A 23,871-nucleotide genomic window follows, 5' to 3' on the forward strand; every position below is an offset into this window, starting at 1 on the left:
ACTGGAGGTCCTGATCTTGCCGCATTCCGGCCTTTCGCTTCTATTTCTTCTGCTTACCTACCCATGTAAGCAGAGTGCGCCCTGCACAACTGCCATTCATGACAGTGGTGCAGGGCACAAGACGAGCTGCAAGTCAGGCAGTCACCACGGTTCCGGCCATGAATCGGGCGAAGAACTCCGTCAGAGCCGAGGTGCCATCCAATGGGAGCACCATGGACACGTACTGGTCCGGGCGAACGACCACCAGCGCCCCCGCAACGCGGTCGATGCCGCGAACCTCGTAGATTTCCTCCCCGCCATCAACCAGTTTCGAGGCAAAGGCCTTTTCATAGTCGCGCAGGCCGTACTTGCCCTTGGCCGGAACCAGCAGCGCCGGCAGATCCGCAACGGTGGTCTCCGTGTGCGAACCCTGGTGCACGCCGCGCAAGTCGAACACCGCGTCGACATCAGCGCCTGCAGGCGTGAAGCGCCGCAGCGGCGAGTCCGGATCCTCGACCAGGAACTGGATCAAGGCATCATACTTCGGCGAAGCACCTTGGGCATCGCGGTCCGCGAATGCGTACAGGCGCCACCGTCCATCTGCCTGGGCGGTGTGGCCCAAACCGATGCGCTGCGCATCGGCAATGCGCGTGACATCCGAAGAGTGGAAGCGCTCGCCGACGGGGAAGCCGGCAGCCAGATGCTGGTGCTCGGTGCCGCCAGTGAGCAGGGAGGGCGTGTAGCGGGTGCCGAAGCCCGCGGTGAACTGGCCACCGCACTGGAATTGCTCCTGGACCTGGTTTGGATCCAGCCCGCCTGCTTCGGGCTTGCCGGGATCCTTGGGCGCGGTCGACATGGTCTTGGACCAGCGGGTGTCGAAAAAGATCAGTTCCCGGGCGATGGCCTGGCGTTCTTCGGAGTAGGTGCGCAGCAGCGAGCTGTGGGCGCGGCCCTGCAGCACGGCTGCCAGTTTCCAGCCGAGATTGAAAGTGTCCTGCATGGAAACATTCATGCCCTGGCCGGCCTTGGCCGAGTGGGTGTGGCAGGCATCCCCGGCGATGAAAATGCGCGGTGACGCATCAGGGGCCGCATTGGCATCCAGGTCATCGAAACGGGCGGCCACGCGCTGGCCGACTTCATAGACTGACCACCATGCGATTTCCTTCACGTCCAGCGAGTAGGGGTGGATGATCCGCTGCGCGGTGGCAATCAGCTGGTCCGAGGTGAAGCGGCTGCGCGCCTCGCGGTCTTCTGGGTCCAGGTCTCCCATGTCCACGTACATGCGGACCATGTATCCGCCCTCGCGTGGGATCAACAGGATGTTGCCGCCATCGGCGGACTGGATGGCTGCCTTGAAGCGGATGTCCGGGAAGTCGGTGGTGGCCAGAATATCCATGACGCCCCACGCATGGTTGCGGGCATCGCCTTCGAGCTTGATGCCCAGGGACCGGCGCACAGCGGACCGGGCACCATCGGTGCCCACCACGTACTTGGCCTGGATCTGCTGCTCTTCGCCGTTGCGCCGGACGGTGGCCGCCACAGGATAGTCCCCGTCATTGGTGTTTTCCACGGAGATCAGCTCTACTCCATAGTAGGGAGCTGTACGGCTTGGGCTCTTGGAGGCCTTGTCGAAGAGGAAATCCTGGAGGCGGGCCTGGTTCACGATCAGGTGCGGGTATTCGCTCAGGCCTTCGGCAACGTCCTTGACCCGGCTATTGCGCGTGATCTGCGAACGGTCTTTGGCATCAGGGCCCCAGAAGACGGTCTCGTTCACGCTGTAGCCTTCGCGCAGCAGGCGGTCTGCCAGGCCGAAGGCGTTGAACATTTCCACCGTGCGGCAGGCGACGCCATCGGCGTGGCCCATCAGGAGCGGTTCGCCATTCTTCTCGATGACCAGGGTGTGCAGGTCGCCGAACTCGGCGAGCTGCGCAGTCAAGATGGCCCCGGCCGGACCGGTTCCCGCGATGAGCACATCAACCTGAGTGGGGAGTACCTCCGGGTCGTGCTCGCGCTGCGCTGGCTGGATATCGGGGCTTCCGGTGCGGAAGCCATTGAGGTAGTACTGCATGTTCGGCCTTTGCAGGTTGACAGCGCCGTGATGCCGCTGTGGAAAGGTAAAAGGATTGCCTTGAGGCTATTGCTTTCCCGCGATCTCAGGCCATGTTGTTCTGCAGAGCAGAATCCTGGGCCATGCGGCGCACTTCGGAGCGGGCCGCATGCAGCGCGTAAGCTCGGAGCATGCAGTTCAAGAGATACCGCCGGAAGCGGCCGTCCTATCCCATTGCCTCGGTGGATAATGCCTTGGCCCTGCTTGAGTTGCTGCGCGATTTCGGCACCCTGCGCCTGAGTGATGCGGCGCTGGAATTGGGCATCTCGCGCTCCACGGCCCACCGGCTGCTGGCCATGCTGGTGTACCGCGGTTTTGCCGACCAGGATGCCGCTCATCGATACATTCCCGGCCCGGCCTTGGGTGTGGCTCCGGCGGGAATGAGCTGGACGGCAGAGCTGCGTCGCCGCGTGCATCCGCACCTGCAGGCACTGAGCGATGAGCTGGACGAGACCGTGAACCTGATGGTCCGCGCGGGCACGCAAGTGCGCTTCCTGGCCACCGTACAAGGCTCGCGCGCCGTGCGCGTGGGGGACCGGCAAGGCGAGGTGATGCCGGCGCATTCCGCCTCGGCTGGGAAGGCAATGCTCGCCCAACTGGGTCTCCCAGCGGTCAAGGACCTGTACCTTCTCGAATCGAGGATCAACGGCACCGACTTCCCGCAGTCCTGGTTTGCCGGTTTCGAGCAGGAGCTTATTACGGCCAACCGGCGGGGCTTTGCCGTGAACTTGGAAGAGACCGAAGTCGGCGCCAACGCATTGGGCGTGGCCATGCGGGACGGGGCCGGCGAGGTGGTCGCGGGACTGAGCGTTTCCATCCCGCCGGTGCGCTTCCTCCAGATGTTCGAGGCTGGGCTGCCCTCGGCGGTCTTCGCGGCGCGTGAGCGCATTGAAGCCAGCTTGGAAGATTTCATTGCCGGGCAGTAACCGGCAATGGCAGCTGGAAGGCATTAAAAACTCGCGGCCGGTTCCCTGGAGGTTTAGGAGGGGAACCGGCCGCGATAGCTTGGTGAGCTGGCCTTAGAGGCCGCGGACCATCAGGACGTCCAGCGTACGCGGGCCGTGTACGCCTTCGACGCGTTCCAGCTCGATATCACTGGTGGCCGACGGACCGGAGATCCAGGTCTGCGGACGGGTGATCGTCAGCCGAGGCATGGCTTCCGGAAGCAGGCGCACGATCGAGGAAACCGGCACGATGCACACATGGTGATCTGGCACCAGCGAGATCGCGCGGCGTCCCTGGTTCGGCTCGCCATCAAGGATGATGGTGCCCGATTCGGCAACCGACACTGCCGAGGAAGTGACCACGGCGCTGGTTTCATCCAGCTCGGCGATGCCCAGGCGTGCGCCCGGGGCATCCACGCGCTGCTCAACGCTCTCGCCCAGCGCGGAGAGCCAACTGGTGTCCAGTCCGTGCGGGTAGACGACGCTGGAGGCGCCGGCCAGCTTGGCGGCCACGAATTCCGGGATCTGCGCGGCGTCGATGACGTCCACTCCGGCCTTGTAATCCACCAGGCGGTCGACCAGCAGCTCGATGAGCTCGGCTTCGCCCATGTCCGAGGTCTTGCGGTATTCGCGTGGAACTTCGGGCGCGACGGGCGCATCGGCTAGCGCCGAGCGGATCCGCCCGAGGATTTCGTCTTTTGCGCTCACTTGGACTCCTTTTCGTCGCTCCACCAGTCGCGGAAGGACTTGCTTGGCGGGGCTGGAATGTCGCGGCTGGCGGTCCAGCCTGCGGCGATGCCCGGAAGCTTCTTGATCTTCTTGTCCTTGCCGGACACCAGCCGGCCCAGCGGCAGGGCTTTCTCGAGCAGGCCAATGTTCTTGCCCTTGCCCAGTGCCCAGGAGCCGCCCTTCATCAGCAGATCCATTTGGGTAGGGATCTTGTGCTTGTCGCGGTTGGCATCCACATCGTCGCCGCGCAGGTGCACGAGGATTTCAGGGATGTTGATCTTCACAGGGCAGGCGTCGTAGCAGGCGCCGCACAGCGAGGACGCGTACGGCAGGGAGCCGTTTTCCTCGACCTCGATGCCGGTCAGCAGCGGGGAGAGGATCGCGCCGATCGGGCCCGGGTAGGTGGAGCCGTAGGCGTGGCCGCCGGTGCGCTCGTAGACCGGGCACACGTTCATGCAGGCCGAGCAGCGGATGCAGTTCAGTGCGGTGCGGCCGAAACGGTCGGCCAGGGCCCGGGTGCGGCCATTATCCAGCAGCACGATGTGCACGTTCTGCGGGCCGTCGTCTTCGCTGACCCCGGTCCACAGCGAGGTGTAGGGGTTCATGCGCTCGCCGGTGGAGGAGCGCGGCAGCAGCTGCATGAAGACCTCGATGTCCTCCCAGTGGGGGAGGACTTTCTCGATGCCCATGACGGTGATCAGGGTTTCCGGCAGGGTCAGGCACATTCGGCCGTTGCCCTCGGATTCCACGACGCCCAGGGTTCCGGTGTCGGCCAGCGCGAAGTTCGCGCCGGATATGGCGACCTTGGCGGCGAGGAACTTCTTGCGCAGGTGCTTGCGCGCGGCCTCGGCCAGCTTGGCCGGCTCATCGGTCAGGTTCGGATCCACCACCGGCATTTGGCTCAGGAAGATGTCGCGCACCTCGGTGCGGTTCTTGTGGATGGCCGGAACCAGGATGTGGCTTGGCTTGTCGTTGCCCAGCTGGACGATCAGCTCGGCGAGGTCGGTTTCGTACGCGTCGATGCCCTCGGTTTCCAGGTGCTCGTTCAGGCCGATTTCCTGGGTGGCCATGGACTTGACCTTGACTACCTCATTCGAGCCGGTGGCCTTGACCAGCTCGGTGACGATCTTGTTGGCTTCGGCCGCGTCACGGGCCCAGTGGACGACGCCGCCGCGGGCGGTGAAGTTCTTCTCGAACTCCTCCAGCCGCTCTTCGAGGTTGGCCATCGTCAGGTTCTTGATGGCGCTGCCGGTGTCGCGCAGCTCTTCCCAATCAGGGAGCTCGCCGACGACGTTCAGCCGCTTGTCGCGAATGGTGTGGGTGGCGTGGCGCAGGTTCTTGCGCATCTGGGTGTTGCCCAGTTCGCGGTGCGCCGCCTTCGGGAATGGCTCGGTCTCGAACAGGTTGCCCTGCCCGCCGGCTGGCATGCCGAGGAATACCTGGGTCACAGTGACACCGTCTCTTCCATGGTGCTGGCCAGGATGTCGGCCAGGTGCAGGGTCTTTGGCTTGGCTCCGGTGCGCGAAAGGCCGCCGCCGATGTGCATCAGGCAGGAGGCGTCGCCGCCTGCGCAGGCCGAAGCGCCGGTGGAACAGATGTTCTTCATCTTGTCTTCGAGCATCGCCGAGGAAACATCGGAGTTCTTGATCGCGAAGGTGCCGCCGAAGCCGCAGCACTGGTCGGCTTCCGGAAGCTCGTTGACGGTGATGCCGCCAACGGTCTTGAGCAGATCCAGCTGGCGGTCGCCGAGCTTCAGCGAACGCATGCCGTGGCAGGAAGGGTGGTAGGTGATGGTCTGCGGGAAGTAGCTGCCCAGCTGCTCTGCCGCGTTGGTGATTCCCAGGACATCCACCAGCAGCTGGCTCAGTTCGTAGGTGCGCTTGCCGACGGCAACTGCGCGGTCCTTGAGCTCGGGCTTGCCCAGGCGCTCGGCCAGGTACGGGTGCTGGTGCTTGACCGAAGCGACGCAGGAACCCGAGGGGGCGACCGCGACATCATAGTCTTCGGTGTCGAAGGCATTAATGTGGTTTTCGACGACGGGCAGCGCTTCAGGCATATATCCGGAATTCATATGCATTTGCCCACAGCAGGCTTGCGCCTTGGGGAAAATGACTTCATGGCCCAAGCGTTCCAGGATTTTCACGGTCGACTTGGCTGTTTCCGGATACATAGCATCCACAATGCACGTGGCAAAGAGAGCAATTCGCATAATAAATGACTCTTTCGGGGTGTGGTCAGACCATACTATGCGAGGTTCTTCGAAATAGTCAAGACTTGTTGTGATAGCTCTCACCTTGTACTCTAGGTGGTCGGACCACATATGGTCAGACCATCTCGAGTAAGGACGCCCACACCGTGTTTACACCCACGACAGACCCCATTGCGGGGAGCATCGCGCTATCGGCGCTGGTTGCACTCATCCCGCTGCTCACATTCTTCGTGCTCCTCGCGATCATCAAGGTCAAGGCCCACTGGGCCGGCCTGGGGTCGCTGGCTGTAGCGATCATCGTCGCGATCTTCGGCTGGCACATGCCCGTCGGGCTCGCGTTGAACTCCGGGGTCATGGGCATGGTGTTCGGTGCCTTCCCGATTGTCTGGATCGTCGTGATGGCGATCTTCCTCTACCAGGTGACCGTCAAATCCGGCCGCTTCGAGGACCTGCGCAGGGTCTTCGACGTCATCGGCGGCGGCGATGTGCGCATCCAGGCCGTGCTGATTGCTTTCTGCTTCGGCGGCCTGCTTGAGGCGTTGGCAGGCTTCGGCGCACCTGTGGCGATTACCGCCACCATGCTGCTGGCATTGGGCCTCTCCCCGCTGCGCGCTGCCTGCGCCGTGCTGATCGCCAACACCGCCCCGGTAGCCTTCGGCGCCGTGGCCATTCCGATTACCACCGCAGGCGCGCTGACCGGCATCCCGGCTGCCGACATCGGCGCCATCGTTGGCCACCAGTCCCCGCTGCTGGCACTGTTTGTCCCATCGATCCTGGTGCTGATCCTCGATGGCTGGCGCGGCATGCGCCAGACCCTGCCGGCAACGCTGACCATCGGCATTTCCTTCGGTGTCGCGCAGTGGCTGTGCTCCACCTACTTCTCCTACGAGCTGACCGATATCGTCGCCTCGCTGATCGGCCTGGCCGCGGCAGTGATCCTGCTTCGCTTCTGGACCCCGAAGGGCGCCGACGAAGCACGCCAGCGCGTACTGACCGCTGAAGCCGCTGCGCTTCCGCACGAATCGAACACCAAGCTGCACGCAGGCAACACCTGGATGGCTCTGTTCCCATACCTGCTGGTTATCGTCATCTTCGGCGTGGCCAAGCTGTGGAAGCTGGGCGTGGACATTCCTGCATGGCTGGCAAGCACCGACATCAAGTTCGGCTGGCCGGGCCTGGATGGCAAGATCCTGAACGCCGAAGGCGAAGCGGTCACCTCCACCGTCTACAACTTCCAGTGGCTGTCTTCCCCGGGCACCCTGTTGCTGATCACCGGCCTGATCGTGGCCCTGGTCTACTCGTTGAACGACGGCAATGGCGAATACAAGATGACCTTCGCCGAGGGTGCTGCCGAAATCGGCAAGACCATCTACAACATGCGCTTCGCGGCACTGACCATCCTGTCGGTCCTCGGCCTGGCCTACGTGATGAACCTGTCCGGACAGACCATCACCATCGGCACCTGGCTGGCGGGAACCGGCGCGTTCTTCGCCTTCCTCTCGCCAATCCTGGGCTGGATCGGCACCGCAGTGACCGGCTCGGACACCTCGGCCAACGCGCTGTTCGCCAAACTACAGCAAACCGCTGGCATCAATGCCGGCATCGATCCGAACCTGCTGGTTGCCGCCAACACCTCCGGCGGCGTGGTCGGCAAGCTGATCTCCCCGCAGAACCTGGCCATCGCCGCCACCTCGGTGAAGATGGAAGGCCAGGAATCGGTGATCCTCAAGAAGGTTGCCGGCTGGTCCGTAGGCATGCTGCTGGTGCTGTGCTGCTTGGTCTACCTGCAGTCCACCCCGGTTCTGTCCTGGATGCTGCCCTAGCCATGAACCGCTAAAATAGATCCGATGTCAATGAACCCAGCTCCGCGTGCGTACCAGATCGTTCTCCAAGCGATTGAAGAGGATCTGCGCAAAGAGAAGCTCTCCGTAGGAGACCAGCTTCCCGGCGAGCGTGCGCTCGCGGAGCGGCATGGGATCTCGCGGGCATCAGTCCGCGATGCCATCCGCATCCTTGACGTGATGGGCATTATCAGGACTTCCACCGGTTCCGGGCCCAACTCCGGAGCGGTGATCATCTCCAACCCCTCGGCCGGCATTTCGCAGGCCTTGCGGCTGCACTTGGCAGCCAAGGGGATCAACGTCCGCGAAATTGTCGAATCGCGCATCCTGCTGGAAACCTGGGCCGCGCAAATGAACCCGCGCGACCCGGTTTATGCCCAGCAGGTGATCGACCGCACCGCGGTGCTGATCATGCGCATGGACGATCCGCAGCTTTCGCGCGAGGCCTTCCACCGCATTGACGCCGAATTCCATGTGCTGCTGGCCTCCATGGCCGGGAATTCGGTGGTCGAATCCATGATGGAATCCCTGCGCAATTCGATCAGCGACTATGTCTCGGACTCAGTGCCCAGCGACGAGGCCTGGCAACCGGTGGTGCGCGTGCTGCGCCGCCAGCACAAGGCCATCCACCACGCCTTTGCGACGAATCAGCGCGAACGGGCAGCCCAGCTGCTCGAAGAGCACATCAACTGGTTCTACTCGCAGACGCGGTAGGGATAAGCAAGAGTTCAGCATGCGCATGGCGCCCCGGATAACGGTTCGGAATTTTTCCGATCCGGCCCCGGGGCGCCATTGCCGCATCTGCTAGCTGGCGATGCTCACCGCAGTGGTCACCGGTACCGGGTTGGCGAACAGATCCAGTACCGGGCAGTGGGCATCCACTGCCTGGCGCAGTTCTTCATAGCGTTCGGCCGATTCGGGGCCGGTGATCTGGATGTCCAGTTCCACCGACGAGAAGCCCGGGCGGATGGACTTGTCAATGCCGAAGAGGCCACGGACATCGAGGTGGCCGTTGGCCTGGATCTTCACCTCGTCCACCTGGATGCCGAGGTTTTGCGCGTACAAGCGGTAGACCACAACCTGGCAGGAGATCAGCGCGCCGAGCGCATATTCCACCGGGCTTGCCGCGACATCATTGCCACCCAGGGCAGCTGGTTCGTCGACCTGGAAAGTGTGCTTCCCGGAGACAATGTTGCTGGCTACCGAATCGAAACCCTCGCCCTCGACGGTAAAGGTCAATTTGGCGCTTTGCGGGGCCGCCGAGATGCGTTCGCCCCAGCCCTTGCCTGCTTCCTGCAGGCGCTGTGCGCGGTCTTCGGATACGGTCAGGGTAGATGCTGCATTAGACATGAGGAGTTAATCCCCTTTCTGGCGCAAGGGGCGCCATCGCTTACGCACCTTGGCGTTCAAGATGCGTCGAATCTTCACCTGGGGCACCCCGCACAATGACGCAGGAGGGTTGCCGTCCACTCAGCCAGGGCTCAAAGAGTGGAACTCGTGATTCTGTGCTTCTTTTCTATCGGTTGCGGTGCCAGCGCGTAAAGGGCAGGGGTAACTTTTCGTCATCGGGCAACTTGTCTGGCTGCTCGCTAAGATGGAATCGAGCTCTCGGGCGCCCACTGCACGAACAATGAACGGCGAGTATGGAATTCCAGCTGACACTTTCTGCGGCCCAGACCTTGGTGACCGAATCCGAATACAATCTGGGCCAGTTCCTCTGCGATTCGGGAAAAGTGGAGATCGTCCACCGGGACATGAAGCCGGGATATTCCCGCATTTCCGCAATGGTGCTGCGCGAATCGGTGATGGCCGAGCTGGAAATCAACCGCGGCAATATCAGTTTCACCAGCTTCTGCAGCAAGCATCCGGGCGTTCAATCCTGCGAGGATGTCGCCGCCTTGCTCATTGAAGTCACTACCGAAGAGGACCAGGGCTTCTTCGTCTCCGACTCCGGGGTGGACCCTTTCGCATGGAAACGCAATAGCAAGCCGCAGTGGGAGCGGACCCTTGACCGCCTGCTTCCGGTAATTTCTGATGAGCCGCCGATCGCCGAGGAACCGCTGGGATTGATCCTGAAAGTGGTCAGCGAACCCCGTTACGGAGGCGCGGACGCGCTGACCTTGCAGGCGCGGCCGGCCCGCCGGGGCACCAAGAGCCCTTGGGTCCAGACTGGAGTCAGCTGGCGCAACGTCGCCTTCGATGAGCGCTTCTCCAAGAAGCAGCGCCGAGCGGTCGTTGAACTGGACCGGCTGCGTGAACACGTAGAACAGAGCACCTACCGGCATTCGTGGGATCCCAAGGACTGGATCTCGCTGATGGATCTGCCTGGCCAGGACCTGCTGGATGCCTTCGAGGCTCTGCGCGACGCCGGAGTGCAGATCGTCAACGGCGGTTCCGCTGCCAAGCTCCCGGTGGAATTCAGCGAGATACCAGCCATGGCGCACGTGGATGTGCGCCGCACTGAACAGGGCCTGCGCATGGAAGGCAAGCTGCGCGGGCCGCGCGAAGAGCACCACCACCTCTTGCCGATCGGTACGCCACCGAGCCTGCTGGCCTACGCCTCCAGCCCCTTGCCGAAGGCCAAGGAACTCGGATTGGCGCAGTTCGCTGAACCTGTCACGAAGGAACTGGCGGCGTTCATCGAATCCGGTGCGCACATCATTCCGGATGGAGCCATCGAGCTTTTCGAGACCCAGCATCTGGACCGATTGCGCGTGATGGCGCCGCTGAAGAGCGAAGATGGCAGCTACCGCATCCCGGTTCCCGCGCGCCCCAGCCTCAAGCTGTCCTTGGAAAGCATCCAAGCCCCGCTGACCGTGCGCTATTCCTGGGAGTACTCATCTAAGGGGCCTCGCCAGCATGCCGTGGAAAAGGAAATTGCCGCTTCGGTGCAGGACAAGCTCGGCGAGCTGGGTTCGCTGGGGCAACTGACCTCATCAGGAATCTTCCCTCCGAAGAAATTCAGCACCTCTGAGTCCATCGACTTCCTGGTCCACGCACTTCCGCTGCTGGAAGAGCATCCCGATGTCATCATCGAGGAGCAGAACCGGCTGCCGAAGTACCGGATCAGCGATGCCCCGGCGACGGTCAGCGTCGAAGCGGGTGAAAGCACGGGGGACTGGTTCGATCTGTCCGTGGAAGTGCTCCTCGGCGAGATCAAAGTGCCGTTCGCGCTGCTGCTCGAAGCCCTGACCAAGCAAGATGAATACCTCATCCTCGATGACCTGACGGTGATCCCGATTGATGGTGCGGATTTTGCCCAGCTGCGCCAGCTGATCTCCGAAGCCGAGGAGCTGGGCACGGTGCAGGGCGATACGATTCGCATCCACAAGTTGAGCATCGACTGGTGGCAGGAACTGGTGGATCTGGGAATTATCGAAGCCCAGCACAACCAGTGGCTGCAGACCATGAAGGCATTGCAAAGCGGCGAAGAGATGAAGCCTGTTGAGCTCTCGGATACCTTCAATGCGCAGTTGCGCCCCTACCAGAGCCACGGCCTGTCCTGGCTGGACTTCTTGCGCACCCACGGCCTGGGCGGAGTCCTCGCCGACGACATGGGTCTGGGCAAAACCGTCCAGCTGCTGGCCTGCCTGGAACAGGCGCGCATTGAAGATCCCAGCCAGAAATTCCTGGTGCTTGCCCCTACCTCGGTGGTGGGCAACTGGATCAATGAGGCGCAGCGTTTCGCCCCGCAGATGAGCGTCACCGGCATCACCTCAACCGCAAAGAAAAGCGGCCAGGATTTGGCTGCGCAGATCGGTGATGCGCAGCTGGTGGTGACCAGCTATACGATCTTCCGCTTGGCCTATGAGGATTTCGAGGCCGCTGGATTCAACGTGATGATCATGGACGAGGCCCAGCAGCTGAAGAACCACGCGTCCAAGGGCTACAAGCAGGCCCGGCAGCTGCCGGTGCCGTGCAAATTCGTGGTCACGGGCACGCCCATGGAGAACAACCTCATGGAACTGTGGGCGTTGGTTTCGCTGGCCGCACCTGGCCTGCTGGGTGGTGCGAAGTCCTTCAAGGACAACTACCAGAAGCCAATCGCCGACGGGGACCAAGAGCGGATGGAACGCTTGAAGAACCGTCTGCGACCATTCGTGCTGCGCCGCACCAAGGAACAGGTCGTTCCCGAGCTGCCGGCAAAGACTGAACAGGTCCTGGAAGTCGAGCTGGAGCCAGGGCACCGGAAAGCCTATGACCGACGCTTCCAGCGCGTGCGGCAAGAAGTGCTGGGCCTGGTTGGCGATATCGATTCGAATCGCTTCCAGATTCTCCAGTCGCTCACCTTGCTGCGCCAGCTGGCTTTGGATCCCTCGCTGGTGGGCGAAGGCAATGCGCCCAGCGCGAAGCTGGAAATGCTGCGCGAGCTCATGGGGGATGCGGTTTCCGAGGGACACAAGATCCTGGTCTTCAGCCAATTCACCAGCTTCCTGTCCAGGGCACGCGACGTCGCCGAGGAATTGGGCATTGAGCACGGTTACCTTGACGGCTCCACCAGTGGACCGCGGCGCAAGGAACTGATTGACGGTTTCAGCGAGGGGGATTTCCCGGTCTTCTTCATCTCGCTGAAGTCCGGAGGATTCGGCATCAACCTCACCTCAGCGGACTATTGCATCCTGCTTGACCCGTGGTGGAACCCCCAGGCCGAAGCACAGGCGATTGACCGTGCCCATCGCATCGGGCAGACCCGGCCCGTCTATGTGTATCGTTTGGTAGCCAAGGACACCATCGAATCCAAGGTGCTCGCGCTGCAGGCCAAGAAGACGCAGCTGTTCAACGATGTCTTGGGCGACACTGCCGAGGGGGCTCAGAGCGCCGCGCTTTCTGCCGATGATTTCTTGGCACTGATGGATTGATGCTTAAAAAGCTGAAGCCTTGGAAACTGTAGGGTTTCCAAGGCTTCGGCTCCTCTAGCGGTTTAGAGAATTTCGTCAAAGCTGTGGTTGAGGCGGTGCAGGAGATCTCCGAAGTTCTTCAGTTCGGATGCTTCCCATTCCTTGAGCTGGCGGCGCAGTTCCTGACGCAGCGTGTTGCCGCTCGAACGCCATTTTTCCTTGGCTATATCTGTTGCCGAAACCAGCTGGGCCCGGCCATCGGAAGGATCCTGGGTACGGGTGACAAGGTCCAAGGATTCAAGGTGCTGCACGAGGCGCGATATGGTTGCCTTGTCCAAGCGCAGCTTCTCTGCGAGCGATCCCTGCTGCTGGGCCTCGTCACGGATGACCACTGCAAGCAAGCGGTACCCTGGGTCCTGCAGATCCGGGTGGATGATCTTGGCACGGCGGATCAGCATCTGGCGGGCACGCAATAAGATGGCGGTGAATTCTTCTTCGACCGTCTGCATCAATTCTTCTTCTTGCATATCTCCTATTCTAATCAGCGTTTCGCACGGGCAGGCAGTTCGCGTAGCCATCGATATTCGCACAGATCTCCTGCACCCGGCGTGTGAAGGTGTCGTTCGAATGGCCTGAATAATGCGGGGTAGCGATGACTCGGGGATGGTTGGCAAGGCGCCGGGTGTCCTCCGGTGCCTGCATACCCTCCGGAGCCTGCCACCATACATCCAGCGCCGCGGCACCCAAGCGGCCCGAATCCAGCGCCTCGTGCAACGCAGCCAGGTCCAGCACCGGGCCACGGGCGACGTTGACCAGCACTGCCCCGGGGCGCAGTGCGGCTAGTTGCTCGCTGCCGATCAGCCCGGTGGTCTCATCGGTCAGCGGCACGCACAGCACCAGCACGTCTGCCTCGGACAGCAGGCGTGGCAATGCATCCATGGTGCCCACCCAGGCCGCACGGGGCGGGAGCTCCTCCGGGACGGTGCGTCGCACGGCGACGCAGCGGGCACCCAGGCTGCCGCAGAGTTCAAGAGCCTGCGTGCCGATGGCACCGAGCCCCACGAAGCCGATGGTCAGCTCGGCGAGCGTACGGTGCAGCGGCGTTTGCGGATCGGTGGCCAGGGTCTGCCAGCTGCCAGCGCGCAACTGCGCGGTGACCTCAAGCAGGCGGCGCTGCGCGGCCAGGATGACCATCAGGATGTGCTCGGCGATGGCCCGTTCGTGATGCGCGGTGCGCGCCACCGTGGTGCCGGAGGAGAGCCGGTCGAGTGCCAGCCGGTCGGTGCCGGAACCAGTGACATGAACCAGCCCGGCGCGGGTAGCCGCGGCCTGCTCGGCACTCAGCCGGGCGCAGACCAGCACGTCGGCCTCGGCTATCAGTTCCAGTTGCGGCCCCGGCGCCATCGAGGCGGCAAAGTGCCAGTCGTGGTGCGGGGACAGGCTGCGGAACAGCGGCTCGAAGCGGGCGACGATGGCGTCGGTGACGACTACCCGCAACGGCGCTACCATCGGGGGCTCGCCAGCTCGAAGGACGGGTCGATGCGGCGCATGTAGCCGGTGTCGTCGCGTTCGCGCAGCCCGCAGTCCAGGTATTGCTGGTGCAGCCGTGCCAACCCCTCCGGGTCAAGCTCGATCCCCAGGCCCGGTGCCTCGGGCACCGCGACGGCACCGCCCGCCAGTTCCAGCGCCCCGGGGAGGATGACATCCTCGTCCGGGCGCTTCCACGGCCAGTGGGTGTCGCAGGCGTAGTCGATGTTCTCGGTCGCCGCAGCCAGCTGCACCATCGCCGCAAAGCTGATGCCCAGATGCGAATTCGAATGCATGGACAGCTTCAGGCCGAAGGTGCGCGCGATGCCGGCGAGCAGCGCGGAACGGCTGAGTCCGCCCCAGAAGTGGTGGTCCGACAGGACGATGTCTATGGCTTTGCGTTCGATCGCTTCGGGCAGGTCATTGAAGGAAACCACGCACATGTTCGTCGCCAACGGCATCGGGATGGCCCGGCGCACCGCGGCGTTGTCTTCCGCGCTCAGGCACGGATCCTCCAGGTATTCCAGCACGCCGTCCAGCCGCCGGCCCACCTCGATCCCGGTAGCCACATTCCACACCCCGTTGGGGTCCAGACGCAGCGGCAATCCGGGGAAGGCCTGGTGCAGTGCTTCGATTGCGGCGGCCTCCTGCTCGGGCGGGAAGACCCCGCCCTTGAGCTTCAGCGCCTTGAATCCGTAGCGTTCGACCATGGTGCGTGCCTGGCGCACGATGCCCTCGGGGTCCAGCGCCTCGCCCCAGCCGTCCGGCTCATGCCCCGGGTGGCGTTCCCACTTGTAGAACAGGTAGCCGCTGAAGTCCACACGATCGCGGACCGCTCCGCCAAGCAGCGTGCTCACCGGCAGTCCCAGGATCTTGCCCTGCGCATCCAGTGCGGCGACATTGAAGGCGGAAAGCACCCGGTCGGCCAGCGAAGTGGTGGTGACCATGCCGCCTGTGCCGTGCCCGCCCTGGCCCTGGTCCCCGCGCAGCGAGTCCTCCACGAGCTCGGCGATCTGGTTGAGCTTGAACACGTCGGTGCCGCGCAGGAACCCGGCGGCGCGTTCCAGCCGGGCCAGGTGCGCGCTGTCTCCATAGGTCTCGCCCAGCCCGTAGTGGCCGGATTCGGTGTGCAGCACCACGATGGAGCGCAATGCATACGGTTCGTGCACGCCCACGGAATTGAGCAGCGGTGGATCGGCGAAGGCGACAGGAGTGATATGGATATCGGCGATTCGGTGGGATTGGGATTGCGTCATGGGGGTAGCTCCAGTCGGTAAGGGACGTTTAGAATCACCCTAGAAAGTGAATCGATACCTGTCCAAGCTAAAATTGGCAACCAGCAATTCAAGGAGTGAATTGATGTTCTCGCTGATCCAGCTGGAATCTTTTGTGGCCGTGGCCGAGGAGCTGCACTTCGGCGCCGCGGCGGAGCGGCTGAATATGACCCAGCCCCCGCTCAGCCGGCAAATCCAGCTGCTGGAACGCGAATTGGATGCCAAGCTGTTCACCCGCACCTCGCGGCAGGTGGCGCTGACCGCGGCAGGACAGGTGCTGCTTCCCAACGCGCGGCGCATCCTGGATCTGTGCCAGAAAACCAGTTTGGAAGTCTCCAAGGTCGCCACCGGGGAATCGGGCACCGTGATCCTCGGCTACACCTCGGTAGCCGGCCAGTCGGTGCTGCCGCAGCTGCTCGCGCTTGCGGCCCGCGAACTGCCGGAGATCACGCTGGTGCTGCGCGAGGGTGTATCCATCGACCAGCTCGATGCGCTGAGCAAGGGACAGATCGACCTGGGGCTGCTGCGCCCGGCGGTGCACCGGCCGGGCGTGCAAACTCGCCTGGTCAAGAAGGATCGGCTGGTCGTCGCGCTGCCGGCCGGGCACCACCTGGAAACCGGCAAGGGGGTGCTGATCAAGGAACTGGTCGGCCTGCCGCTGATGATGTACTCCACCCACGAGGCGCGCTACTTCTACGATCTGGTGCTGCGGCTGTTTGATTCGGTGGGTGTCAGCCCCACGGTCACCCAGGTGGCCAGCCAGATCCCAGCGCTGATGGCGCTGGTCTCGGTGGGCTTGGGCGTCTCCCTGGTGCCAGCCAGTGCCCGCGACTTTGCCCCGCCGGGGGTGGTCTTCGAGGAGCTGGTGGGTCCGGGCGGGATGGAGGAGCTGAACCACTCGGACATCTTCCTGGCGTGGGAGTCTGAGGCCGGGAATCCCGCGGCGCAGCGATTGCGCGAACTCTACCTGGCCGAATTGCAGGGGAATGATGCGACCCCTCGGAAAGCGGGTGACGGCAGCAGCGCAGGGAAATAGGCAACGGGTTTCGCCAGTTGCCAGCCGGGGCGGCGAACGAAGGCGGCCCGCCCGGCAACAGCCGGCAGCAGTGCCAGCGCACTGCTTTTGAGAGCTGTGCCGGGTTCAGCAATCTCTGCTCTGGATGCCAAGGAAGTTCGCTGCGCTGGGAGGTTGTTGATTCTCCTGCCAAAATCCGCGGCGAGCGGCCGGCCTTGCATGGCAGAATCGGCCGCTCGTCGCCGCTTCGGCAGAAGTGGTGATGCCGGTGGGCCGGCATCGAGCTGGGGATCCGATCAGGAGATCGGAGTGAGCAGCGTGCGATCCTCTAGGTAGGAGCGCAAATTGCCCAGGGCCAAGGCTGCCATGTCGGCGCGGGTTTCGTGGGTTCCGCTGCCCACGTGGGGCAGCAGCACGACATTGTCCAGGTTCAACAGTTCGGCGGGGACGCTCGGTTCCTTGGTGAAAACATCCAGCCCTGCCCCTGCAATGTCCTTATTGGCCAGGGCCTGGACCAGCGCTGGTTCGTCGATGACCGAACCGCGGGCAATGTTGATGATGAATCCGCGCGGACCGACGGCTTCGATGACCTCGCGGTCCACCAGCCCAGCGGACTGGGATCCACCGGCCGCGGCGATCATCAGCACATCGGTGGCCTCAGCCAAGGCGAGGGCCGAGGGATGGTAGGCATAACGGCTATCGGGCTTTTCCGAGCGGTTGTGATAGTGGATTTCACACCCAAAGGCTTCCAGACGGTTTGCGATTGCTTGGCCGATGCGGCCCAGGCCAAGGATGCCTACCTTCGTGCCGCTGGCCCGGGTGGCCAGCGGGAAATTCTCTCCGGCAGCCCAGGCGCCCGCACGCAGGAAGCGTTCGGCAGCGCCGAGCGAGCGCAGCGTCGACAGGTAGAGTCCCAGCGCAGTATCGGCCACGCACTCGGTCAGCACGTCCGGGGTATTGCTGACTACGATGCCGCGGGCCTGGGCCTGGGCAACATCGGTGGCGTCGTAGCCCACTCCGAAATTGATGATCGCCTCGAGATTTGGCAGGCGCTGCATCAGCTCCGAGTCCACCCCGATGCGTCCGGAACAGACGGCCACGCGGATCTGCGTTCCGTGCTCCTCGAGCAGTGCTTCGCGTTCTGGGCCTGGCTCGGGCAGCACCTGCGCGCCGAGGTCGGCCTGCAGGGCCTGGGCCACCTCTGGATTCACCGGTCCCACGCGCAGAATGGCGTCGCCGGTGATGGGGGAGTTCTTTGAGTGCGTCATGGCGCTGGTATTTGTGGGCATACCAGCATCCTAGGAAGACCAATCAATTCACGTCCAACACGCAGATTGGATGGATCAATGCTGTTGAGGCATTGATCGTCAAATAACCCCGAAATGTCGCGCAAGTCACATTTGCCAAAGGCGCGGATCGCCACTGCGGCGCTCGCCGGGCGCCACCGAAGGGACCTGTTTTCCCTTGACCATGCGGGTTCATCGGTCAAAGCTTTTGAATCAACGCCGGCAGTCCTGCCACGCCGGATGCTCCACTCACTGAACCCATCACTCTTCGCGAAGGATCACAATGATGTTGACCAACCACCCCCGCACCCGCAGGCTCTCTCTGGCCGTCGCCGCCTCCGCCCTGCTGGGCACCACCGCCCTGTCAGGCTGCTCGGTAGCCAACTCGGAACAGGCTGCCGGCGCACCTGCCTCCGGCACCGCCAGCGACACCCTGCGCGTGGTGTTGCAGCAGGAACCGCCCACGCTGGAAGCCTGCGAATCGAACCTGACCAGCACCGGCGTGGTGGTTCGCTCGACCATCACCGAGCCGCTGATCGAACGCAACCCTTCCAGCGGTGAGCTTGAGCCGAAACTGGCCACCGAGTGGTCCAGCGACGATGACCAGACCTGGACGCTGAAGCTGCGCGAGGGCGTGAAATTCCATGACGGCTCCGACTTCACCGCCGCCGATGCCGCCGCCACCATTGACCGTGCGGTCAACTCCAAGCTGGGCTGCAACGTTGAAGGCTATGTCTTCGGAGACGACGACCTGAAGCTGAAGGTCGTGGACGACTACACCCTGGAAGTCACCGCGGTGAAGAAGGACCCGATCCTGCCATTGCGCCTGTCCTTCCTGGAAGTCGTCCCGGAGGAAACCTCCGCCACCGAGAAGGTGCGCGAACCAATTGGCACCGGCCCCTACCAGATTGATGACTGGAAAGCCGGGCAGTCCATCGATGTCTCCGCCTATGCCGACTACTGGGGCGAAGCCTCGTCCTTCGCCAAGGCCAACTACCAGTGGCGCTCCGAAGGCAGCGTCCGCGCGGCCATGATCACCTCCGGAGAGGCGGATATCGCCACCGGCCTGAGCCCGGAAGACAACATCGGCGAGCTGGGCGTCTCCTACCCGAACAACGAAACCGTGGCGCTGCGCATGCACAATGACAAGGCCCCGCTCAACGACGAGCGCGTGCGCCGGGCCATCAACTACGCCATCGACAAGGAATCCATTGTCGCCTCGCTGTACGGCGGACGCGACAAGGCCGCCGCCCAGCTGGTCCCCGCCGGCGTGGTGGGACACAGCGAAGACCTGCCAGTCTGGGAATACAACCCGGAGAAGGCCAAAGCGCTGGTCGAAGAAGCCAAGGCCGCCGGCGAGGACGTCTCAGCCCCGATCAACATGATCGTGCGCACCGCCCAGTTCCCCAAGATCCAGGAGCTGGCCCAGGTGATCCAGGAACAGCTCTCCCAGGTCGGGCTGACAGTGAACCTGAAGATGCTGGAGACCAGCCAGCACCTGACCTACCAGGTCCGTCCGTTCCCCACCGATGAGGACGGGGCGATCATGCTGATGACCCAGCACGGCAACCAGGCCGGCGACGCCGCCTTCACCGTGGACCAGTACATGACTACCAAGGGCGCCCAGTCGGCCTTTGGCACCAAGGAGCTCGACGAGCTGATTGCCACCGCGGATGCCGCCACCGGCGAAGACCGCCAGGCGGCCTTCGAGAAGGTCTTCAAGTACCAGAACGACGAGGTGGTGCAGTTCGCGCACATCGCCCACCAGACCGGCATGCTCGGGGTCGCGGCGAATATCGACTACACCCCGAATTCCTCGACAGGCGACGAGCTGCGCCTGGCCGAAGTCTCCAGCAAGTAGGCGCCGCCATGAGTGAAACGAGGATGTGAGATGCTGACCTATTTGCGAAAGAGGATTATCTCCTCCGCGCTGCCCCTGGTCGTCGTGGTCATCGGCGTCTTCGCGCTGGCCCGCATGACCGGCAACCCGGCGGCGCTGTACCTGCCGCTGAACGCGACCGAGGCGATGCGCGAGGACTTTGCTGCACGCAACGGCCTGGACCAGCCGATCTGGGCGCAGATGGCCCAATATTTCGGCGGACTGCTGCGCCTGGACTTCGGCGCATCGATGCGCACCGGGGAAGACGCCGCAGCCATGGCGTTGCGCGCCTTCCCGGCAACACTGCAGCTGGCGGCGATGACGATGCTGCTGGCCATCGTGCTGGCAGTGGTGGTCGGCTCGATTGCCGCGCTGAAGCCCAACGGGCTGCTGGACCGCTTTGCGAGCTTCACCTCGATGATCGCCGCATCCATCCCGGACTTCTGGCTGGCTATCGTGGGCATCTGGGTCTTTGCGATCAGCTTGGGCTGGGTGCCGACCTCCGGGGTGGTCGGGGCGGCCGCCTGGTTCCTGCCGGTGGCCACGCTGCTGATGCGGCCCTTCGGCACGCTGGTGCAGGTGATCCGCGGGGCCATGGTCTCGGCCCTGTCCGAACCGTATATCAAGCTGGCGCGTTCCAAGGGCGCGACCCAGCGCCGGGTGATCACCAGCCATGCGCTGCGCAACGCCGCGGCACCTGCATTGACCGTGGCCGGGGACCTGACCGTGGGACTGGTCAATGGCGCGGTGGTGGTGGAAACCATCTTCGGCTGGCCTGGCATCGGCAAGCTGATGATCGATTCGATCCTGCAACGCGATTTCGCGGTGCTGCAGGCCTGCGTGCTGCTCACCGCGGTGGCGATCTTCGCATTGAACATCCTGATCGACCTCGGCTACGCGCTGCTCGACCCGAGGGTGCGGCCCAGCGCCGGCAAGCGGGCGCGGCGCAGCGCCCGGCGCGATGCGTCCCGGCATCGCCCGTCGCAGCCGGCACCGGCCGTTGCCGCTGAGCGCGCCGACGCCACGGAGCACGAGCTGACAAGGAGCCTGCCATGACGCAGACGATGAACCCCCAAGGCCCGCAAGCCGAGGAACCGCACGCCAAGCAACCGCGGACCAAGCTGGCGCGCGGCAGCAAGCCGAGCATGCTGAACCTGCTGCTGCGCGACAAGGTCGCCACCGTAGCGGCCGTAGTCCTGGCAGTGGTGGCGCTGACCGCGATCTTCGGTCCGCCGTTGATGGGCGAGCTGGCCACCAAGCAGGATTTGATGTTCATGAACAAGCCCCCCTTCGACCCGGCCAACGGGTGGGCCTACATCCTGGGCTCGGATTCGCTGGGCCGTTCGGTGCTCGCCCGCATTGTGGTGGCCACCCGCACTACGATGATGGTCGCGATCCCGGCGGTGGCCATTGCCCTGCTGATTGGCTCGCTGTGGGGTGTGTGGGCCGGTTATCACCGGGGCCGGCGCGAGACCGTCTCGATGCGCATCGCCGATGTGATCATGTCCTTCCCCTCACTGCTGCTCGCCGTGGTGGTGCTGTTCGTCTTCAGCCCTTCGGCAGCGAATATCGTGCTGATCCTGGCGATCACCCGCATCCCGATCTACCTGCGTACCGCCCGGGCCGAGGCCGCTGAGCTGCAGTCGCGGACTTTCGTGGATGCCGCCCGCACCTTCGGCACCAAGCCCAATGCGATCATTGCCCGGCATGTGATCCCGGTGGTCACCCCAACCCTGCTGACCTTGGCGACATTGGAATTCTGTTTCGTGATGCTGGCCGAATCCTCGCTGTCCTTCCTGGGCATCGGGATCCAGCCGCCGGAAGTTTCCTGGGGTCTGCTGGTGGCCCAGGGCCGCCAGTATCTGCAGACCGCGTGGTGGCTCTCGATCCTGCCGGGCCTGGCCATCGTGATCACCGCGGTGGCGGCCAACGCGCTGGCCGCGTGGCTGCGGATCGCCACCGACCCGGCCCAGCGGTGGCGTTTGACCTTGGATAAGCGTTCGGCCAAGGCGCTGAAGACCATAGTAAAGGATGCAAAATGAGCACCATCACCGATCAGGCCGTGCTGCAGGTCCAGAACCTGGATGTTGATATCCGTACCCCGCAGGGCACCTTGCGGGTGGTCAACAACGTGGGGTTCACCGCCCGCAGCGGCACCACGTTGGCCCTGCTGGGGGAGTCCGGGTGCGGCAAATCCATGACTGCCAAGGCGATCGCCGGGCTGCTGGACCCGGTCGCCCAGGTATCCGGCGGCAGCGCCGAGCTGCTGGGCGAGGACTTGAACCAGATGAGCAGTTCACGGCGCCGCCAGGTGGCAGGTCCCGGGCTGGGTATCGTCTTCCAAGATGCGCTGGCGGCGCTGAATCCGGTCTATACGGTGGGCACCCAACTGGGCGAAGCCTTCAGGATCCACCGCGGCATGGGCAAGAAGCAGGCCAAGGCCGAAGCCGTGGATTTGATGCGCCGGGTGGGAATCCCGGAGCCGGAAACCCGGGTTAACTCCTATCCGCACCAGTTCTCCGGCGGGATGCGACAGCGCATCTTGATTGCGATGGCGGTGGCGTTGAACCCGCGCCTGCTGATTGCAGATGAGCCGACCACGGCCCTGGATGTGACGGTGCAGGCGCAGATCATGGCGCTGCTCAAGCGCCTGCGTACCGAAACCGACATGGCGCTGGTGCTGATCACCCACGACCTGGCGGTAGTAGCCGAAGAAGCCGATGACGTGTGCATCATGTATGCCGGCAACGTGGTGGAACAGGGCAGCGTGCAAACGGTTTTCGCCAATCCCACCCACCCCTACACCAAGGGCTTGCTGGAATCGGTGCCCGGCCAAGGGCAGCGCGGGCAGGCGCTGTCCTCGATCCCGGGCAGCCCTCCGGAGCTCAGCCGCATCCCCGCCGGGTGCGTCTACCAGGACCGCTGCCCGCTCGCGTCCCAGCTGTGCCGGGCAGAACGCCCGGCGTTGCGGGAAACCGGTCCGGGCCAACGGGCAGCCTGCCACTTCGCCGAGCAGGTGCCGCACGCCACCGTCAGCCAAACCGGCTCCACCGAGAAGGAGATTCCCGCATGAGCACCGCAACTATCCAGCGCTCGGATACCGTGCTGCAGGTCAAGGATCTGAGCAAGGTCTTCCACGTTTCAGCCGGCGCGTCGGGCTCCCGCGAACTGCGCGCCCTGGACGGCATCAACCTGAGCATCAAGCGCGGCGAGACCCTGGGCCTGGTGGGCGAATCCGGGTGCGGCAAGTCCACGCTGGCGCGCACCTTGATGATGCTTGAAACCCCGGACGCGGGACAGGTGCTCTTTGACGACAAGGATCCTTTCGCCCTGCACGGCAAGGACTTGCTGACGTGGCGGCGCCGGGTGCAGATGGTCTTCCAGGACCCGTTCGCCTCGCTGAACCCGCGGATGAGCGCCGGGCAGATCATCAGCGAGCCCTTTGCTACGCACCGCGATCTGTATCGCGGGGCTGCCAAGCAGCGGCGGCTACATGAGCTGCTCGATTTGGTGGGGTTGCGCCGAACCGATGCGGACAAGTCCCCGCAGGAGTTCTCCGGAGGGCAGCGCCAGCGATTGGGCATTGCACGGGCATTGGCATTGAACCCGGAGCTGATCATCCTGGACGAGCCGGTGTCCGCGCTGGACCTCTCGGTGCAGGCCCAGGTTCTGAACCTGCTCAACGAGTTGCAGCAAGAGCTGGGTGTCAGCTACCTGTTCATTTCGCATGATTTGTCGGTGGTGCGGCATGTGACTGACCGGGTGGCGGTGATGTATCTGGGCAGGATCATCGAGACCGGGACGACCGAGCAGGTGTTTGATTCGCCGTTGCATCCGTATACTGCTTCGTTGCTGTCCGCATCGCCGAAGCTGGATCCGGCGCAGCGGCCGGCCGAGCGGATTGTGCTGCGCGGTGAGCTGCCCTCGCCGTTGGATCCGCCTTCGGGGTGCCGTTTCCGTACCCGGTGCTGGAAGGCGCAGCCGGTGTGCAGTGCCGAACGGCCCCAAGTGCGGGTGCGTGAGCAGGGAGGAACTATTCGTTTGGGGATGCCTGGCGATGGTCCGGTGCAAGGATTGCACAGCACCGAATGCCACTTCCCGGTGGAAGTGGTTGAGTCCGGGCAGAGGGGCCGGGGAGCCTAGTGCCCCGGGTGCTGGGGCCTTCGTCCATGAGTTATGGACGATGGCCCCAGTGCACAGTAGGTTGGAGGCAGGAACGGCAAACGAGTCCAAAAGGTTGACG

The 23,871-nt window shown here is 63.7% G+C and carries 19 protein-coding genes and 1 riboswitch; of the genes, 10 read left to right on the forward strand and 9 right to left on the reverse strand.

The window, feature by feature from the left end; all coding sequences use genetic code 11:
- Positions 1 to 133: 133 nt before the first annotated feature.
- Positions 134 to 2,047, reverse strand: coding sequence for an FAD-dependent monooxygenase (locus BKX98_RS14580; RefSeq protein WP_073707791.1), 1,914 nt, complete (start codon positions 2,045 to 2,047; stop codon positions 134 to 136).
- A gap of 170 nt (positions 2,048 to 2,217) precedes the next feature.
- On the opposite strand from BKX98_RS14580, the gene BKX98_RS14585 reads away from it, so the two are divergent.
- A complete protein-coding gene (locus tag BKX98_RS14585) occupies positions 2,218 to 3,012 on the forward strand; it encodes an IclR family transcriptional regulator (RefSeq protein ID WP_073707792.1) in 795 nt (264 codons plus the stop codon).
- 93 nt (positions 3,013 to 3,105) lie between these two features.
- Here the strand turns inward: BKX98_RS14585 and BKX98_RS14590 are convergent, their stop codons facing one another.
- From BKX98_RS14590 to BKX98_RS14600, 3 genes are read right to left on the reverse strand one after another with little or no spacing between them, the layout of a single operon-like run.
- On the reverse strand, positions 3,106 to 3,738 hold the full coding sequence (locus BKX98_RS14590) for an LUD domain-containing protein (protein ID WP_038993305.1): 633 nt from the start codon (positions 3,736 to 3,738) through the stop codon (positions 3,106 to 3,108).
- Positions 3,735 to 5,186: a LutB/LldF family L-lactate oxidation iron-sulfur protein gene (locus BKX98_RS14595; protein ID WP_083586969.1), complete on the reverse strand. Its 1,452-nt coding sequence runs from the start codon at positions 5,184 to 5,186 to the stop codon at positions 3,735 to 3,737. Before BKX98_RS14595 ends, BKX98_RS14590 begins: the two co-directional genes overlap by 4 nt.
- Before the next feature lie 17 nt (positions 5,187 to 5,203).
- Positions 5,204 to 5,968 (reverse strand): (Fe-S)-binding protein, encoded by a 765-nt coding sequence (locus BKX98_RS14600; protein ID WP_073707794.1) that lies wholly within the window; start codon positions 5,966 to 5,968, stop codon positions 5,204 to 5,206.
- 146 nt (positions 5,969 to 6,114) lie between these two features.
- Here BKX98_RS14600 and BKX98_RS14605 point away from each other — a divergent pair, with 146 nt between their 5' ends.
- Together BKX98_RS14605 and BKX98_RS14610 are read left to right on the forward strand one after the other, a co-directional pair.
- A complete protein-coding gene (locus BKX98_RS14605; protein WP_073707795.1) occupies positions 6,115 to 7,791 on the forward strand; it encodes an L-lactate permease in 1,677 nt (558 codons plus the stop codon).
- Between the two features lie 24 nt (positions 7,792 to 7,815).
- The gene (locus BKX98_RS14610) at positions 7,816 to 8,523 is read left to right on the forward strand and encodes a FadR/GntR family transcriptional regulator (RefSeq protein WP_073707796.1); all 708 of its coding nucleotides are present in this window, start codon (positions 7,816 to 7,818) and stop codon (positions 8,521 to 8,523) included.
- A 90-nt stretch (positions 8,524 to 8,613) separates the two neighbouring features.
- Here BKX98_RS14610 and BKX98_RS14615 read toward each other — a convergent pair whose 3' ends face one another.
- Positions 8,614 to 9,159 (reverse strand): OsmC family protein, encoded by a 546-nt coding sequence (locus BKX98_RS14615; RefSeq protein ID WP_066141679.1) that lies wholly within the window; start codon positions 9,157 to 9,159, stop codon positions 8,614 to 8,616.
- Between the two features lie 31 nt (positions 9,160 to 9,190).
- Positions 9,191 to 9,312, reverse strand: a riboswitch (SAM riboswitch).
- A gap of 140 nt (positions 9,313 to 9,452) precedes the next feature.
- Here BKX98_RS14615 and BKX98_RS14620 point away from each other — a divergent pair.
- Positions 9,453 to 12,668, forward strand: coding sequence for a DEAD/DEAH box helicase (locus BKX98_RS14620; RefSeq protein WP_083586948.1), 3,216 nt, complete (start codon positions 9,453 to 9,455; stop codon positions 12,666 to 12,668).
- Positions 12,669 to 12,730: 62 nt separating this feature from the next.
- Here BKX98_RS14620 and BKX98_RS14625 read toward each other — a convergent pair whose 3' ends face one another.
- From BKX98_RS14625 to BKX98_RS14635, 3 genes are read right to left on the reverse strand one after another with little or no spacing between them, the layout of a single operon-like run.
- Positions 12,731 to 13,174, reverse strand: coding sequence for a MarR family winged helix-turn-helix transcriptional regulator (locus BKX98_RS14625; protein WP_073707797.1), 444 nt, complete (start codon positions 13,172 to 13,174; stop codon positions 12,731 to 12,733).
- Positions 13,175 to 13,184: 10 nt separating this feature from the next.
- On the reverse strand, positions 13,185 to 14,156 hold the full coding sequence (locus BKX98_RS14630; RefSeq protein ID WP_073707798.1) for a 2-hydroxyacid dehydrogenase: 972 nt from the start codon (positions 14,154 to 14,156) through the stop codon (positions 13,185 to 13,187).
- On the reverse strand, positions 14,150 to 15,430 hold the full coding sequence (locus tag BKX98_RS14635; RefSeq protein ID WP_073707799.1) for a glucarate dehydratase family protein: 1,281 nt from the start codon (positions 15,428 to 15,430) through the stop codon (positions 14,150 to 14,152). The genes BKX98_RS14630 and BKX98_RS14635 overlap by 7 nt, the downstream gene beginning before the upstream one ends.
- Before the next feature lie 103 nt (positions 15,431 to 15,533).
- On the opposite strand from BKX98_RS14635, the gene BKX98_RS14640 reads away from it, so the two are divergent.
- Entirely contained in the window at positions 15,534 to 16,484 is a 951-nt protein-coding gene (locus BKX98_RS14640) for a LysR family transcriptional regulator (RefSeq protein ID WP_073707800.1), read from the forward strand.
- Between the two features lie 275 nt (positions 16,485 to 16,759).
- Here BKX98_RS14640 and BKX98_RS14645 read toward each other — a convergent pair whose 3' ends face one another.
- Complete coding sequence (locus BKX98_RS14645) at positions 16,760 to 17,752, reverse strand: 2-hydroxyacid dehydrogenase (protein ID WP_073707801.1); 993 nt, start codon at positions 17,750 to 17,752, stop codon at positions 16,760 to 16,762.
- A 280-nt stretch (positions 17,753 to 18,032) separates the two neighbouring features.
- Here BKX98_RS14645 and BKX98_RS14650 point away from each other — a divergent pair, with 280 nt between their 5' ends.
- The 5 genes from BKX98_RS14650 to BKX98_RS14670 are packed head-to-tail and all read left to right on the forward strand — an operon-like array spanning position 18,033 to position 23,771.
- Positions 18,033 to 19,610: an ABC transporter substrate-binding protein gene (locus tag BKX98_RS14650; RefSeq protein ID WP_198934386.1), complete on the forward strand. Its 1,578-nt coding sequence runs from the start codon at positions 18,033 to 18,035 to the stop codon at positions 19,608 to 19,610.
- A gap of 30 nt (positions 19,611 to 19,640) precedes the next feature.
- Positions 19,641 to 20,684: an ABC transporter permease gene (locus BKX98_RS14655; RefSeq protein WP_083586952.1), complete on the forward strand. Its 1,044-nt coding sequence runs from the start codon at positions 19,641 to 19,643 to the stop codon at positions 20,682 to 20,684.
- The gene (locus BKX98_RS14660) at positions 20,681 to 21,670 is read left to right on the forward strand and encodes an ABC transporter permease (RefSeq protein WP_073707803.1); all 990 of its coding nucleotides are present in this window, start codon (positions 20,681 to 20,683) and stop codon (positions 21,668 to 21,670) included. The genes BKX98_RS14655 and BKX98_RS14660 overlap by 4 nt, the downstream gene beginning before the upstream one ends.
- On the forward strand, positions 21,667 to 22,701 hold the full coding sequence (locus BKX98_RS14665; protein ID WP_073707804.1) for an ABC transporter ATP-binding protein: 1,035 nt from the start codon (positions 21,667 to 21,669) through the stop codon (positions 22,699 to 22,701). Before BKX98_RS14660 ends, BKX98_RS14665 begins: the two co-directional genes overlap by 4 nt.
- On the forward strand, positions 22,698 to 23,771 hold the full coding sequence (locus BKX98_RS14670) for an ABC transporter ATP-binding protein (RefSeq protein WP_073707805.1): 1,074 nt from the start codon (positions 22,698 to 22,700) through the stop codon (positions 23,769 to 23,771). The genes BKX98_RS14665 and BKX98_RS14670 overlap by 4 nt, the downstream gene beginning before the upstream one ends.
- Positions 23,772 to 23,871 lie beyond the last annotated feature (100 nt).

This window comes from Glutamicibacter sp. 0426 (assembly GCF_001906485.1).
Lineage (GTDB): Bacteria > Actinomycetota > Actinomycetes > Actinomycetales > Micrococcaceae > Glutamicibacter > Glutamicibacter nicotianae.

Excerpts from the sequence above, each read along its gene's own strand:
- BKX98_RS14580 (WP_073707791.1), bottom strand. The coding sequence starts at position 2,047 with ATGCAGTACTACCTCAATGGCTTCCGCACCGGAAGCCCCGATATCCAG.
- BKX98_RS14585 (WP_073707792.1), top strand. The coding sequence starts at position 2,218 with ATGCAGTTCAAGAGATACCGCCGGAAGCGGCCGTCCTATCCCATTGCC.
- BKX98_RS14595 (WP_083586969.1), bottom strand. The coding sequence starts at position 5,186 with ATGCCAGCCGGCGGGCAGGGCAACCTGTTCGAGACCGAGCCATTCCCG.
- BKX98_RS14600 (WP_073707794.1), bottom strand. The coding sequence starts at position 5,968 with ATGCGAATTGCTCTCTTTGCCACGTGCATTGTGGATGCTATGTATCCG.
- BKX98_RS14610 (WP_073707796.1), top strand. The coding sequence starts at position 7,816 with ATGTCAATGAACCCAGCTCCGCGTGCGTACCAGATCGTTCTCCAAGCG.
- BKX98_RS14615 (WP_066141679.1), bottom strand. The coding sequence starts at position 9,159 with ATGTCTAATGCAGCATCTACCCTGACCGTATCCGAAGACCGCGCACAG.
- BKX98_RS14620 (WP_083586948.1), top strand. The coding sequence starts at position 9,453 with ATGGAATTCCAGCTGACACTTTCTGCGGCCCAGACCTTGGTGACCGAA.
- BKX98_RS14625 (WP_073707797.1), bottom strand. The coding sequence starts at position 13,174 with ATGCAAGAAGAAGAATTGATGCAGACGGTCGAAGAAGAATTCACCGCC.
- BKX98_RS14630 (WP_073707798.1), bottom strand. The coding sequence starts at position 14,156 with ATGGTAGCGCCGTTGCGGGTAGTCGTCACCGACGCCATCGTCGCCCGC.
- BKX98_RS14635 (WP_073707799.1), bottom strand. The coding sequence starts at position 15,430 with ATGACGCAATCCCAATCCCACCGAATCGCCGATATCCATATCACTCCT.
- BKX98_RS14640 (WP_073707800.1), top strand. The coding sequence starts at position 15,534 with ATGTTCTCGCTGATCCAGCTGGAATCTTTTGTGGCCGTGGCCGAGGAG.
- BKX98_RS14645 (WP_073707801.1), bottom strand. The coding sequence starts at position 17,752 with ATGCCCACAAATACCAGCGCCATGACGCACTCAAAGAACTCCCCCATC.
- BKX98_RS14650 (WP_198934386.1), top strand. The coding sequence starts at position 18,033 with ATGATGTTGACCAACCACCCCCGCACCCGCAGGCTCTCTCTGGCCGTC.
- BKX98_RS14655 (WP_083586952.1), top strand. The coding sequence starts at position 19,641 with ATGCTGACCTATTTGCGAAAGAGGATTATCTCCTCCGCGCTGCCCCTG.
- BKX98_RS14660 (WP_073707803.1), top strand. The coding sequence starts at position 20,681 with ATGACGCAGACGATGAACCCCCAAGGCCCGCAAGCCGAGGAACCGCAC.
- BKX98_RS14665 (WP_073707804.1), top strand. The coding sequence starts at position 21,667 with ATGAGCACCATCACCGATCAGGCCGTGCTGCAGGTCCAGAACCTGGAT.
- BKX98_RS14670 (WP_073707805.1), top strand. The coding sequence starts at position 22,698 with ATGAGCACCGCAACTATCCAGCGCTCGGATACCGTGCTGCAGGTCAAG.